12 protein-coding genes are annotated in these 14,519 nt (G+C 58.2%); 11 read left to right on the forward strand and 1 reads right to left on the reverse strand.

The window, feature by feature from the left end; genetic code table 11:
- The first annotated feature begins 80 nt into the window (after nt 1-80).
- The 5 genes from AM329_RS17815 (at nt 81) to AM329_RS17835 (ending at nt 7,262) form a co-directional block, all read left to right on the forward strand.
- Entirely contained in the window at nt 81-1,202 is a 1,122-nt protein-coding gene (locus AM329_RS17815) for an efflux RND transporter periplasmic adaptor subunit (RefSeq protein WP_022650108.1), read from the forward strand.
- Entirely contained in the window at nt 1,202-4,312 is a 3,111-nt protein-coding gene (locus AM329_RS17820; protein WP_022650107.1) for an efflux RND transporter permease subunit, read from the forward strand. The genes AM329_RS17815 and AM329_RS17820 overlap by 1 nt, the downstream gene beginning before the upstream one ends.
- Nucleotides 4,312-5,676 carry an efflux transporter outer membrane subunit gene (locus AM329_RS17825; protein ID WP_017694001.1) on the forward strand — a complete coding sequence of 455 codons (1,365 nt, stop codon included), beginning with the start codon at nt 4,312-4,314 and terminating at the stop codon, nt 5,674-5,676. The genes AM329_RS17820 and AM329_RS17825 overlap by 1 nt, the downstream gene beginning before the upstream one ends.
- Nucleotides 5,677-5,725: 49 nt before the next feature.
- Nucleotides 5,726-6,883: a multidrug effflux MFS transporter gene (locus AM329_RS17830; protein ID WP_022650105.1), complete on the forward strand. Its 1,158-nt coding sequence runs from the start codon at nt 5,726-5,728 to the stop codon at nt 6,881-6,883.
- An 82-nt stretch (nt 6,884-6,965) separates the two neighbouring features.
- Complete coding sequence (locus AM329_RS17835; RefSeq protein ID WP_032608156.1) at nt 6,966-7,262, forward strand: YicS family protein; 297 nt, start codon at nt 6,966-6,968, stop codon at nt 7,260-7,262.
- Nucleotides 7,263-7,310: 48 nt separating this feature from the next.
- Here AM329_RS17835 and AM329_RS17840 read toward each other — a convergent pair whose 3' ends face one another.
- A complete protein-coding gene (locus AM329_RS17840) occupies nt 7,311-8,261 on the reverse strand; it encodes a LacI family DNA-binding transcriptional regulator (RefSeq protein ID WP_003861033.1) in 951 nt (316 codons plus the stop codon).
- A 293-nt stretch (nt 8,262-8,554) separates the two neighbouring features.
- Between AM329_RS17840 and AM329_RS17845 the strand changes: the two genes are divergently transcribed.
- From AM329_RS17845 to AM329_RS17870, 6 genes are all read left to right on the forward strand, one after another.
- Complete coding sequence (locus AM329_RS17845; protein ID WP_008500132.1) at nt 8,555-8,869, forward strand: PTS sugar transporter subunit IIB; 315 nt, start codon at nt 8,555-8,557, stop codon at nt 8,867-8,869.
- An 11-nt stretch (nt 8,870-8,880) separates the two neighbouring features.
- A complete protein-coding gene (locus AM329_RS17850; RefSeq protein ID WP_023293713.1) occupies nt 8,881-10,209 on the forward strand; it encodes a PTS sugar transporter subunit IIC in 1,329 nt (442 codons plus the stop codon).
- A 16-nt stretch (nt 10,210-10,225) separates the two neighbouring features.
- Nucleotides 10,226-11,602 carry a glycoside hydrolase family 1 protein gene (locus AM329_RS17855; protein WP_032608155.1) on the forward strand — a complete coding sequence of 459 codons (1,377 nt, stop codon included), beginning with the start codon at nt 10,226-10,228 and terminating at the stop codon, nt 11,600-11,602.
- Between the two features lie 5 nt (nt 11,603-11,607).
- Nucleotides 11,608-11,910 carry a PTS lactose/cellobiose transporter subunit IIA gene (locus AM329_RS17860; protein ID WP_014168006.1) on the forward strand — a complete coding sequence of 101 codons (303 nt, stop codon included), beginning with the start codon at nt 11,608-11,610 and terminating at the stop codon, nt 11,908-11,910.
- Nucleotides 11,911-12,048: 138 nt separating this feature from the next.
- Nucleotides 12,049-13,428, forward strand: a complete 1,380-nt coding sequence (locus tag AM329_RS17865) for a carbohydrate porin (RefSeq protein ID WP_022650103.1) — start codon at nt 12,049-12,051, stop codon at nt 13,426-13,428.
- 144 nt (nt 13,429-13,572) lie between these two features.
- Entirely contained in the window at nt 13,573-14,478 is a 906-nt protein-coding gene (locus tag AM329_RS17870; RefSeq protein WP_023315096.1) for an EamA family transporter, read from the forward strand.
- Nucleotides 14,479-14,519 lie beyond the last annotated feature (41 nt).

The raw sequence follows: 14,519 nt of genomic DNA on the forward strand, positions 1-14,519 counted from the left end.
GGGATCGCTGTGCTTTTAATTAGCCCTCCTCCCTGTTAAGCGATTAACAGGGCAGGCTTCGTTCACCCTGGAAAAAGATTATGAAAACCATAACAACCTCCATCGCGGCATTACTCCTCCTGACAGGGTGCGATAATGCGCAAACATCTGCTCCCCAGCGTCCTCTTCCGGAAGTGGGGATTGTCACACTCATGAGCCAGCCGGTGTCCGTCGTCAGCGAGCTGACCGGCCGCACCGCCGCCGCAATGAGCGCCGAAGTGCGCCCCCAGGTAGGTGGCATTATCCAGAAGCGCCTGTTCACCGAAGGCGATACGGTCAAGGCCGGGCAGGCGCTGTATCAGATCGATCCTTCCAGCTACCGCGCCGCTTATAATGAAGCTGCCGCCGCACTGAAACAGGCGCAGGCGCTGGTGCAGGCCGACTGCCAGAAAGCCCGACGCTATGCGCAGCTGGTGAAGGACGACGGCGTATCACGTCAGGATGCGGAAGACGCGAAGTCCACCTGCGCGCAGGACAAGGCCAGCGTCGAGTCAAAGAAAGCCGCGCTGGAAAGCGCCCGCATTAACCTCAACTGGACCACCGTCACCGCGCCGATTGCCGGACGTATCGGCATCTCCTCTGTGACCCCCGGCGCGCTGGTGACCGCCCAGCAGGATACCGCGCTGGCCACCATTCGCGGGCTGGACAGTATGTACGTCGATTTAACCCGTTCCAGCGCCGATCTGCTGCGTTTACGCAAGCAAACCCTCGCCAGCAACAGCGATACGCTGAACGTGTCGTTGATTCTCGAAGACGGCAGCAGCTACAGCGAAAAAGGCCGCCTGGCGCTGACCGAAGTGGCGGTGGATGAGTCTACCGGCTCAGTTACCCTGCGCGCCGTCTTCCCGAACCCGCAGCATCAGCTTCTGCCGGGCATGTTCGTCCGCGCCAGAGTGGATGAAGGCATCATGAATGACGCGATCCTCGCCCCGCAGCAGGGCATCACTCGCGACGCCAAAGGCACCGCCACCGCGCTGGTGGTGAACGCCAGCAACAAGGTCGAACAGCGTCAGCTGGAGACGGGTGACACCTACGGCGACAAATGGCTGGTGCTGAGCGGTTTGAAGGCTGGCGATAAGTTGATTGTGGAAGGCACCGACAAAGTCACCGCCGGGCAGGAAGTGAAAGCTGAAGAGATGAAAACCAACGGAGGAAACGCCTGATGTTTTCCCGTTTCTTCGTGCGTCGCCCGGTCTTTGCCTGGGTTATCGCCATTCTCATCATGCTCGCCGGGATACTGGCGATCCGCACGCTGCCCGTTGCGCAGTACCCGGACGTTGCCCCGCCGTCGATCAAAATATCCGCCACCTACACCGGCGCCTCCGCACAAACGCTGGAGAACAGCGTGACGCAGGTGATCGAGCAGCAGCTCACCGGGCTGGATAACCTGCTCTACTTCACCTCCACCAGCAGCTCGGACGGGTCGGTGAGCATTAACGTCACGTTTGAACAGGGAACCGATCCGGACACCGCTCAGGTACAGGTGCAGAATAAAGTCCAGCAGGCAGAATCGCGCCTGCCGACCGAGGTGCAGCAGTCCGGGATCACCGTCGAAAAATCCCAGAGCAACTTCCTGCTGATCATGGGCGTATATGACAAAACCGACACCGCCAGCAGCTCGGATATCGCCGACTGGCTGGTGAGTAATATGCAGGATCCGCTGGCGCGCGTGGATGGCGTCGGTAGCCTACAGGTGTTCGGTGCAGAATACGCGATGCGCATCTGGCTCGACCCGGCGAAGCTGGCGTCGTACTCGCTGATGCCCTCCGACGTGCAGAGCGCGATTGAAGCGCAGAACGTGCAGGTTTCCGCCGGTAAAATCGGCGCGCTGCCCTCGTCGAACGCCCAACAGCTGACCGCCACCGTCCGCGCTCAGTCGCGTCTGCAAACGGTCGATGAGTTCAAAAAGATCATCGTCAAGAGCCAGTCCAACGGTGCGGTGGTGCGCATCAGCGACGTCGCGCGCGTGGAGATGGGCAGCGAAGATTACACCGCCACCGCGAAGCTGAACGGCCACCCGGCGGCGGGTATGGCGGTGATGCTCTCACCGGGCGCCAACGCGCTTAACACCGCCACGGCGGTAAAAGATAAGATCGCCGAGTTCAAAAAGTCGATGCCGGAAGGCTACGACGTGGCCTACCCGAAAGACAGCACCGAGTTCATCAAGATCTCCGTTGAGGACGTGATTCAGACCCTGTTCGAAGCCATTATCCTCGTGGTGGTGGTGATGTACCTGTTCCTGCAAAACATCCGTGCGACGCTGATCCCGGCGCTGGCGGTGCCGGTGGTGCTGCTGGGCACCTTCGGCGTGCTGGCGCTGTTCGGTTACTCCATCAACACCCTGACGCTATTTGCGATGGTGCTGGCGATAGGGCTTTTGGTGGATGACGCCATCGTGGTGGTGGAAAACGTCGAGCGTATTATGCGCGACGAAGGGCTGCCCGCCCGGGAAGCGACCGAAAAATCGATGGGCGAAATTTCCGGCGCGCTGATCGCCATTGCGCTGGTGCTCTCTGCGGTATTCCTGCCGATGGCCTTCTTCGGCGGCTCTACCGGGGTCATTTACCGCCAGTTCTCGGTCACCATTATTTCGGCGATGTTCCTCTCCGTGGTGGTGGCGCTGACCCTGACGCCCGCGCTGTGCGGCTCGATCCTGAATCACACCGCTCCGCACAAAAAGGGCTTCTTCGGCGCGTTTAACCGCTTCTACAGTAAGACCGAGCACAGCTATCAGAACAAGGTGCTGCGCGCCCTGCGCCGTTCCGGTGGCATGCTGGTGATCTACGCCCTGCTCTGCGGCGCGATGGGGTTCGCCATGCTAAAACTGCCGGGCAGCTTCCTGCCAACCGAAGACCAGGGTGAAATCATGGTGCAGTACACCCTGCCTGCCGGCGCAACCGCGGTGCGTACCGCCGAGGTAAGCCGCCAGGTACGCGAGTGGTTCCTCACCAAAGAGAAAGCCAATACCGACGTGATCTTCACCATTGAAGGCTTCAGCTTCAGCGGCAGCGGCCAGAACGCCGGGATGGCGTTCGTCTCCCTGAAAAACTGGTCAGAGCGCAAAGGCGATGAGAATACCGCCCAGGCCATTGCCCTGCGCGCCACGCAGGAGCTGAGCACCATTCGGGATGCCACAATTTTCGCCATGACGCCCCCGGCGGTGGATGGTTTAGGCCAGAGCAACGGCTTTACCTTTGAGCTGATGGCCAGCGGCGGCACCGACCGCGACGCGCTGCTGAAACTGCGTAACCAGCTGATTGGCGAAGCCAACCAGGACAACTCGCTGCACGCCGTGCGCGCCAACGATCTGCCGCAGATGCCGCAGCTTCAGGTGGATATCGATAACAACAAAGCCGTGTCGCTGGGGCTGTCCCTGAGCGACGTCACCGACACCCTCTCCAGCGCCTGGGGCGGGACCTACGTGAACGACTTTATCGATCGCGGCCGCGTGAAAAAGGTCTACATCCAGGGCGACAGCGACTATCGCGCCGTGCCGTCGGATCTCAACAAGTGGTATGTGCGCGGCAGCGACAGCACCATGACACCGTTCTCCGCCTTCGCCACCACCCGCTGGGAGTACGGCCCGGAAAGCCTGGTGCGCTACAACGGCTCGGCGGCGTATGAGATTCAGGGCGAAAACGCCAGTGGCGCCAGCTCCGGCACGGCGATGAGCAAAATGGAGCAGTTGGCAAACAGCCTGCCGTCCGGCAGCACATGGGCGTGGAGCGGTTTGTCGTTGCAGGAAAAACTGGCGAGCGGCCAGGCGATGAGCCTTTATGCCCTCTCGATCCTGGTGGTGTTCCTGTGCCTGGCAGCGCTGTATGAGAGCTGGTCAGTACCGATTTCGGTCATCATGGTGATCCCGCTAGGGGTGCTGGGCGCGGCGGTTGCCGCCTCCCTGCGCGGCCTGAACAACGACGTCTATTTCCAGGTGGCGCTGCTGACCACCATCGGTCTGTCGTCGAAGAACGCCATTCTGATTGTCGAGTTTGCCGAAGCCAAAGTGGCCGAAGGCTACTCCCTGACGCGCGCCGCCCTGCGGGCCGCCCAGACGCGTCTGCGTCCGATCATCATGACCTCGCTGGCGTTTATCGCAGGCGTGACGCCGCTGGCGATTGCCACCGGCGCCGGGGCCAACAGCCGCGTGGCGATCGGTACCGGTATTATCGGCGGGACGCTGGCCGCGACGCTGCTGGCCATCTTCTTTGTTCCTTTATTCTTTGTACTGGTGAAACGTCTGTTCTCCGGTAAGCACGCAAACCGGAGGTCATAATGTTTCGTGTAACCGTATTAACATTAGCGCTGCTGAGCGCGGGCTGTGTGTCGTTAGACCCAACGTATCAACGCCCGGACGCCCCCGTCCCGGCGACGTTGCCTGGCGCCCATGGCGAAGCCAACGCCGTGGTGAGCCAGTGGCAGCAGGTGATGAATGATGCGCGGTTGAAAAGCGTGGTGACGATGGCGCTCAACAGCAACCGCGACGTGCAAAAAGCGATTGCGGATATCGACGCCGCCCGTGCCCAGTATGGCGAAACGCGCTCGTCCCTGTTCCCGACGGTGGACGCGGAACTGAGCCACACCCGCAGCCGCACGCTGGCGAGCGGTGTCGCGACAAGTGACGAAGCCAACGGCGCGGTCTCCAGCTTCGAACTGGATCTGTTTGGCCGCAACCAGAGCCTGTCGCGTGCCGCGCGTGAAACCTGGCTTGCCAGCGAATTCACCGCGCAGAACACGCGCCTGACGATGGTCAGCGAGCTGACCACGGCCTGGGTGACGCTGGCGGCGGATAACAGCAATCTGGCGCTGGCGAAGTCCACCCTGGAGAGCGCCGCAAACTCACTCAAGATTGTGAAGCGCCAGCAGGAAGTAGGCGTGGCAGCGGCAACGGACGTCAGTGAAGCGATGGCGGTTTACCAGCAGGCGCGCGCCAGCGTGGCGAGCTACCAGACGCTGGTGATGCAGGACAAAAACGCTCTCAACCTGCTGGCGGGCGATACGGTGCCCGAGAACCTGCTACCCGGCACGCTGGAGAGCCTGAGCGACAACGCCATCACGCTGATCCCGGCGGGCGTTAGCTCCAGCGCGCTGCTGCGTCGTCCGGACATTCAGGAGGCGGAACACAACCTGCTGAGCGCCAACGCCAACATCGGCGCGGCGCGCGCCAACTTCTTCCCGACCATCTCGCTCACCGCCAGCGCGGGCGTCGGCAGCGATTCGCTGTCGTCCCTGTTCAGCCACGGGATGAAGGTCTGGTCGTTTGCACCTTCCATCACCCTGCCGCTGTTCAGCGGCGGCAACAATATGGCGCAGCTGCGCTATGCGGAAGCCGAGAAAAAAGGGTTAATTGCGACCTATGAGAAAACCATCCAGAGCGCGTTCAAGGACGTGGCCGACGCGCTGGCCCGGCGCGAAACGTTGAGTGAACAGCTTGATGCCCAGCGTGAATACGTGGCGGCGGAGCAAAAAACGCTGGATGTGGCGACGCGCAGTTACAAGGCTGGCGCGGGCGATTATCTGACGGTGCTCACCGCGCAGCGGTCGCTGTGGTCGGCGCAGGAATCACTGATTGCCTTGCAGCAAACCGACCTGGAAAACCGCATCACGCTGTGGCAATCGCTGGGCGGCGGGATTCAGTAACATCACTGCCGGGCGGCGCAACGTTGCCCGGCCATCAGAGTAAATACCTATGGCAAAAGTCTCTTTTTCTTTCGCGGCCATCCTTGGCCTGCTGACGGCGATCGGGCCGCTGTGTTCCGATTTTTATCTTCCGGCGCTGCCGGAGATCGCCACCCAGCTCAACACATCCACAACGCTGACGCAGCTTTCTCTCACCTCGGCGCTGATTGGCCTGGGGCTGGGACAACTCTTTTTCGGCCCGCTAAGCGATCGCATCGGACGTAAAACGCCGCTGCTGTTCTCACTTTTGCTGTTTGTACTGGCTTCAGTGCTTTGCGCCAGCACGCAGAATATTTACGCCCTGATCGGCTGGCGATTTGTGCAGGGCGTTGCCGGGGCGGGCGGCTCCGTACTTGCCCGCTCCATCGCCCGCGATAACTATCATGGCACGATGCTAACGCAGTTTTTTGCCCTACTGATGACGGTCAACGGCATCGCGCCCGTGGTGTCCCCGGTACTCGGTGGCTATATCGCGTCGCATTTCGACTGGCGGATGCTGTTCTGGGTAATGGCAGGGGCGGGTCTGGCGCTGCTGATCGCCAGCCAGCTTTTTATCCGCGAGTCCCTCACAGAGAAACAGGGCAGGGGATCGCTGACGCAAACCGCCAGGACGGTACTTAAAAATCGTCGCTTTATGCGCTACTGCCTGATCCAGGCCTTCATGCTGGCGGGGCTGTTCGCCTATATCGGGGCATCCTCCTTTGTGATGCAAAACGAGTATGGCCTGAGCGCCATGCAGTTCAGCCTGCTGTTCGGTGTGAACGGTATCGGCCTGATCGTCTCAGCGCTGATTTTCTCCCGTCTGGCACGCCGCCATCTGGCGGAAAGATTGATGCGAACAGGCCTCGTTCTGGCGTTGTCCTGCGCGGGGCTGACATTGCTCTTTGCGTGGATGCAGCTTTCCGTTCCGGCACTGGTTGCACTCTTTTTCACCGTCGCATTTAACAGCGGGATCAGCACCATTGCGGGTTCAGAAGCGATGAGCGCAGTCGACACGAAGGAGTCCGGCACAGCGTCAGCCATTCTGGGCATGCTGATGTTTTTATTCGGCGGGATCGCAGCGCCTCTCGCGGGTATCGGCGGAGAAACGATGCTGAAAATGAGTCTCGCGGTGTTAGTAAGCTATGGCATTGCACTGGCGATCGGATCCCGCACGCAGAATGCGTAAATTCATACTTTTGGCTTGAATCGCGTTGATGAATGTAACGATATATTTCAGGGGAAGCATGTGACTTTCAAAGGAGGTTTCGATGAAATCTGCATACCTGGTTTGCCTGCTCGTTTGCCTGATTTTCGCTGCGTTTGTTCACGCGCAGGAGAAGAGCGCTCCGGAGAAAGAGGCCCAGATAAAACAGCAGGTCCTGAAAGATGTAAAGAAAACCTGTACCCCGCAGAAAAAGCAGAGCGATAAGGCCTGGCAGGCGATGATTTTGTCGTCTGAGGCCAATCAGCTGCTGATCAAAAACGCCATCACCGCCATGAAGCGTGACAACCTGGACGCCTACTGGGATGCAGTCAGTCAGGTGGATTGTATGGAAGATTACTGAGGATTGAGCGCCGGGTGGCGCTGCGCTTACCCGGCCTACATCACACGTTTAACGCTTCCGCACATCCGGAATAATCAAATCCCCGCGCAGAACGTAGGACCCGAGCATCTGCGTTTTCTCTGTCAGCCAGCTCACGATGCGCGCCGCCATGGCGTCCATGGAATACTCAATGGCCGGGATCACCGGGATACCCGGCAGATGCAGCGAACCGCCGAGGCTAAAGACCATGATGTCTTCCGGTACCGATTTATTAAACGCCTGTAACTGCGGGATCACCCGCTGGGCTTCCTGCTCATCCGCCACCAGCAGCGCGTTGAAGTTCAGCGTGGACGCGTTGTTGAGTAATTCCTGAAGCGCAACGGACGATGAAGTTGCGTCCATAAACACGAGGTTGCGATTAAAGGGCAGGAAGTTTTTCTCCAGCGCATGTTTGTAACCCAACAGCACCTGATCGGCAAAGCCGCTGCCGTGCGGGTGGATGAGCGCTATCTGGCGACGCCCCTGGCTGGTGAGATAGTTGCAGGCCGTTTCAGCCGCGAACGCGTGATCGAACTGAATGCTGTTGGCGTTATCGGCTTCCATACAGTCGACCAGAATCACGTTGTCCATGTCCACGTCCAGCGGGAAACGCGCGCCAATCACCAGAATGTCATCACATAAGCCGCAGGAGAGTTCTTCAAGGGCGTTCATCACTTCTGTTTTCGTGTGTGCGAAACGCAGCAGCAGATGTTTTTGATGCTGGCTGAGGTGTTTTTCCAGCGCGTACAGGTAACCGGTGGTCTGGTTAATGTTTTCCTGCGCGCAAATCACCCCAATGCAGCCCGTCGACTGGCTGAGCAGCGACTGGGCGATCACGTTGGGACGATAGTTCAGCTCGTCCACCGCTTTCAGAACAGCCTGGCGGCTGGCTTCTTTAACGCCACGCGACCCGCTCAACACCCGTGATACCGTGGCTTTGGACACCCCGGCCAGACGCGATACATCGTTGATTGTAGACATCTCTCTCCCCTGTCAGACGCAACTGGCGTCTGTAATTTCCATCACCGCTACGGCTCACATTATAGCCAGAACGGAGTATATCCGTTTCCGTTTTCCATGGAAACCGATTTTCCGTTTCCACTCAAATTGATGCCAAAACAGCCAAATTATGTGACCCACATCCGGTTAATTAGCCTCATAAGTAAGGGATCTTGATGGTTGTCACAGTTCTGTCTTTTATAAATGGAAACCGGTTTCCGTATCATGTCCAATCATCCTCGCAATAACTTTTTACATTTTGAGGATGGTTGTCGATGTTCAAGATTATGCTGTGCTGCTCTGCCGGGATGTCCACCAGCCTGTTGGTCAGCAAAATGGTCGATGTCGCGAAAGAACGTGGTTTGCCGGTGAAGATTGATGCGTACGGTGTTTCCGAATTTGATACGCAGTTTCCGCAATACCAGGTGGTACTTCTCGGACCGCAAGTGAAATACATGTTACAGACACTCTCAGACAAGGCGGCGACGCATGGCATTCCGGTGCAGCCCATCGACATGATGGACTACGGCATGCAGCGTGGCGATAAAGTACTGGACTTTGCTCTGTCGCTCATCGAAGCGGCACACTAAAAGGTGTTCACATGAGTTCGTTATATCAATCCATGGTTGCGGTGATTGAGCAATCAATTACCCCGCTGGCCGCAAAGCTGGGTCAGCAAAAGTATGTGATTGCCATCCGCGACGGCTTTACCGCCGCGCTACCGTTTATGATCATCGGCTCGTTTATGCTGGTGTTCATCTTCCCGCCGTTCTCGGCGGATACCACCAACAGCTTCGCCCGCGGCTGGCTGGATTTCTCCCAGACCTACCGCGAACAGCTGATGCTGCCGTTTAACCTCAGCATGGGCGTGATGACCTTCTTCATCTCGGTGGGGATTGGGGCGAGCCTGGGGCGTCAGTTTAACCTCGATCCGGTGATGTCCGGCCTGCTGGCCTTTATGGCCTTCCTGCTGGTCGCAGCACCCTATGCCGATGGCAAAATTTCGACCCAGTATCTCTCCGGCCAGGGGATCTTCACTGCGCTTATCACCGCGATCTACTCCACCCGCGTGTACGCGTGGCTGAAGCAGAACAACGTCACCATCCGCCTGCCGAAAGAGGTGCCGACCGGCGTGGCGCGTTCGTTTGAGATCCTGATCCCGGTGATGGTGGTGATCGGGACGCTGCACCCGCTGAACCTGTTCATTGAAGCGCAGACCGGCATGATTATCCCGCAGGCGATCATGCACCTGCTGGAGCCGCTGGTGTCGGCGTCTGACTCCCTGCCCGCGATTCTGCTCTCCGTGCTGCTGTGCCAGATCTTCTGGTTCGCGGGTATCCACGGCTCGCTGATTGTCACCGGCATCATGAACCCGTTCTGGATGGCGAACCTCTCTGCAAACCAGGCGGCGCTGGCGGCGGGCGCGGCGCTGCCGCACGTTTATCTGCAAGGTTTCTGGGATCACTACCTGCTGATTGGCGGCGTAGGCTCGACCCTGCCGCTGGCGTTCCTCCTGCTGCGTAGCCGCGTTACCCATCTGCGCACCATCGGCAAAATGGGCGTTGTGCCAAGCTTCTTTAACATCAACGAACCGATTCTGTTCGGCGCGCCGATCATCATGAACCCGATGCTGTTTATCCCGTTCGTGTTCGTTCCGCTGGTCAACGCCTGCCTGGCGTACGGCGCAACTAAGCTCGGCTGGCTGGCTCAGGTGGTTTCGTTAACCCCTTGGACCACGCCCGCGCCGATTGGCGCCTCGTGGGCGGCGAACTGGGCGCTGAGCCCGGTGGTGATGTGCCTGGTCTGCATGGTGATGTCCGCCCTGATGTACCTGCCGTTCCTGCGCGCCTATGAGCGTACGCTGATTAAAAACGAAGAGCAGAAAGCCCAGGCTGCAACCGTGGGTGCCGCTGAAGCCACAAGCAATTAAGCAAAGAGGAAGGGTCATGAAATACGCATTTCCCGATAACTTCTGGTGGGGCAGCGCAAGCTCCGCTCTCCAGACGGAAGGGACACGAGAGGGTGAAACCACGTGGGACTACTGGTTTGCCCGCGAGCCGAACCGTTTTCACAACGGCGTGGGGCCGCAGCACACCTCCACGTTTTATCAGCACTGGAAAACGGACATTCAGCTGTTAAAGCAGCTGAACCACAACAGCTTTCGTACCTCGATTAGCTGGGCGCGCCTGATCCCCGACGGTATCGGTGAAGTGAACCCGGACGCGGTCGATTTTTACAATCAGGTTATTGATGAGCTGAATGAACAGGGCATCACGCCGTTTATCACCTTGTTCCATTTCGACATGCCGATGGCGATGCAGGAAATCGGCGGATGGGAAAACCGCGACGTGGTGGACGCTTACGCCCGCTATGCGCAGATATGCTTCGAGCTGTTCGGCGACCGCGTGCTGCACTGGTTTACCTTCAACGAGCCGATTGTTCCGGTGGAAGGCGGTTATCTGTACGACTTCCACTATCCGAACGTGGTGGATTTTCGTCGGGCAGCCACCGTGGCGTATCACACGGTGCTGGCCCATGCGAAGGCGGTTCAGGCCTACCGCGCCGGGCACTACGCGGGGGAGATCGGCATCGTGCTGAACCTGACGCCGTCTTACCCGCGCTCCCGGAACCCGGCAGACGTGAAGGCGGCGCACGTTGCGGATCTAATGTTTAACCGCAGCTTCCTCGACCCGGTCCTGCGCGGCGAATACCCGGCGGATCTGGTGGCGCTGCTGAAATCTTACGACCAGCTGCCCGCCTGCAAGCCGGAAGACGGTTTCCTGATTGCGGAAGGGAAAATCGACCTGCTCGGCATTAACTACTATCAGCCGCGTCGCGTGAAGTGTCGCGACAGCGCGGTGAACCCGCAGGCGCCGTTTATGCCGGAGTGGTTCTTTGATAGCTACGAGATGCCGGGCCGCAAGATGAACCCGTACCGCGGCTGGGAAATCTACGAGCCGGGTATTTACGATATTCTGGTTAACCTGCGCGACCATTACGGCAACCCCCGCTGCTTTATTTCGGAAAACGGCATGGGTGTCGAAAATGAGCAGCACTTTATTGAAAACGGCCAGATTAACGATCAATACCGCATTGATTTTATTTCTGAGCATTTATCGTGGCTGCACAAAGGTATTAGCGAAGGCTGCAATTGCCTTGGCTACCATATGTGGACGTTTATTGATAACTGGTCGTGGTGTAACGCGTATAAAAATCGCTACGGATTTATCCAGCTCGATTTAAAGACGCAGCAGCGCACCATTAAAAAAAGCGGAGAGTGGTTTGCCGCTACCGCCTTAAATAATAGTTTTGATAAAGAGTAAAGATAATGATCGCACTAGAAGAAGCCGTAATGGAAATTATCGTCAACGCCGGTCAGTCCCGCAGCCTGTGCTTTGAAGCCCTGCACGCGGCGCGCCAGGGCAACCTTGACGAGGCCAAAAGCCTGCTGCGCGAAGCCGACGGCTACGCGCGCCAGGCGCACAAGATGCAGACCAAACTGATTGAGCAGGACGCGGGCGAAGCCCGCCAGCCGATGACATTAATTATGGTGCACGCGCAGGATCATTTAATGAATTCGCTATTAGCGCGTGAATTATCTGAAGAGATTATTCATTTATATCAGAGATAGTCTATGGCGAAATAATTTAATGTAATACCTCTGTACCTAAAACTAGAAATCCACTTGTTCTGATGATAGCGACATATTCTGTCAGATCGGAGCGGGATGGTTATTGTCTGAATAAAATTAAACTATATTGAGATAACCATGAATACGATTAAAAAACTTCCATTAACCATGGCGGTTATCGCCGCGCTTTGCCCAATTTCCGTCCTCGCTCAGGAATTCACGCAGGAGCAAATCGACGCCATTGTGGCGAAAGCGGTGGATAAAGCCCTGGCCGAGCGTCAGGCTAAAATGGATGCGGCGGTCGCGAAAAAAGCGGACGTGGTGACCGAGCCGCAGAGCGCGGCGCAATCTCCGGATATGGCGATCCCGTTCGGGGTTAAATTTACCGGCTACGCCCGCTACGGGGCGCACTTCCAGGCTGCCGATCAGAAATACGTGGCGGTGGACGGCTCCTACAACGGCGCGTCCGCCATTGGTCGTCTGGGTAACGAAGGCAACGGTGGCGAGTTCCAGCTCTCTAAAGCCTTCAAGGGCGAAAACGGCGCCATCTGGGACATCAACGTGATGATCGACCACTGGGGCGACGAAGTTAACCTCAAGAAAGCCTACGCCGGCGTGACCAACATTATGGCCTCCAACCCGAACGCCTACTTCTGGGCGGGTCGCGACTTCCACCAGCGTCCGCAGCAGGGCATCAACGATTACTTCTGGATGAACCACGACGGTCAGGGCGCCGGGGTGAAGAACTTCGATATCGGCGGCGTGCAGTTTGACGTCGCTGCCGTGGCGGCAGTGGAATCCTGTAGCCCGGAAGTGATGGAAGACGAAGCGAACCCGTCACGCATCACCTGTACCGGCGGGTCCGGCACGGGCGACAAAGGTAACTACGCGGCCACCTCTAAAATCCACGGCATGAAGCTCGGTCCGCTGGATCTGGAGCTGTACGCCAACTACGGCTTTGATTCAAAAGCGGTAGAGAGCGACGAGCGTCTTAACGCCTGGCAGGGCGGCGTGGTGCTGAGCCACACCAACGACAGCGGCGTGAACAAGGTGATCGCCCGCTACTCCGATAATTCGGACAACAGCGTGTTCAATAAAACCGAAGACCTGACCACGGTCTACGCCAGCTTCGAAGGGCTGTACAAATTCACCCAGGCGACGCAGGTGGAGTACATCCTCGCCTTCCACGATTACGACAATAGCCGCGATAAGACCGACAACCGCAAGAACTACAATGCCATCGTGCGCCCGATGCACTGGTGGAACGACGTTCACTCCACCTGGCTGGAAGCGGGCTGGCAGCACGTGGATTACGACAACGGCGGCGACAACAAGGGCTGGAAGCTGACCCTGTCGCAGAACATGTCTATCGCCATGGGGCCGGAGTTCCGCCCGATGCTGCGCTTCTACGTGACCGGCGGCAAGGTGGATAACGAACGCACCGCGCGCGTGAACAACACCAAAGATGAGACGCTGGACGACTTCAACGTCGGCGCGATGTGGGAGGCGTGGTTCTAAAGTAAAAGCAAAACGGCAACGAAAGTTGCCGTTTTTAGTGTTCGCTCCCTCTCCCCGTGGGAGAGGGCCGGGGTGAGGGCATCAGGCCGCACACAACCATGCTATGCTGTTGACCGAATTAACGACAACATAACAGGGGAGAACATGGGTTCCACACGCAAAGGGATGCTCAACGTCCTGATCGCCGCCGTTTTATGGGGCAGTTCCGGGGTTTGCGCGCAGTACATCATGGAGAAAAGCCACATTTCTTCGCCTTACCTGACCATGGTTCGTCTGCTGTTTACCGGCGTGATCCTGTTGACGCTCTCCTTCGTTCACGGCGACAAGATTTTCTCGGTCATCAAAAACCGCAAAGACGCCCTCAGCCTGCTGTTTTTCTCGCTGGTTGGCGCGCTCACCGTGCAGCTCACCTTCCTGCTGACGATTGAAAAATCCAACGCTGCGACGGCCACCGTGCTCCAGTTTCTGTCGCCGACCATTATCGTGGCATGGTTTGCGCTGGCGCGGAAAACGCGTCCCGGCATATTTGTCTTATCCGCGATTTTCACGTCGCTTGTGGGTACCTTCCTGCTGGTCACCCACGGCGACCCGACGTCGCTCTCCATCTCGCCTGCCGCGCTGTTCTTCGGTATCGCCTCAGCGTTTGCCGCGGCGTTTTACACCACCTATCCATCAACGCTTATAGCCCGCTACGGCACGCTGCCGATTGTCGGCTGGAGTATGTTGATTGCGGGATTAATGCTGACGCCGTTCTACGCCGGACGCGGCACCACCTTCGTGATCGACGGCGGCCTGCTGCTGGCGTTTTTCTACCTGGTGGTGATTGGCACCGCGCTGACGTTCAGCCTGTATCTGAAAGGCGCACAGATGATCGGCGGGCCGAAAGCGAGCATTCTGAGCTGCGCCGAACCGCTGAGCAGCGCGCTGCTGTCGGTGGTGTTGCTGGGGGTGGCATTCACCCTGCCGGACTGGCTGGGGACGCTGTTGATTGTGTCGTCGGTGGTGTTGATTTCGATGGATTCACGCAGAAGGGTTAAGGCATCGGCGTAGCCTGATGCCCTCACCCCAACCCTCTCCCACGGGAGAGGGAG

The sequence above is a fragment of the Enterobacter cloacae complex sp. AR_0002 genome, assembly GCF_001922365.1.
Taxonomy (GTDB): Bacteria; Pseudomonadota; Gammaproteobacteria; order Enterobacterales; family Enterobacteriaceae; genus Enterobacter; species Enterobacter hormaechei_C.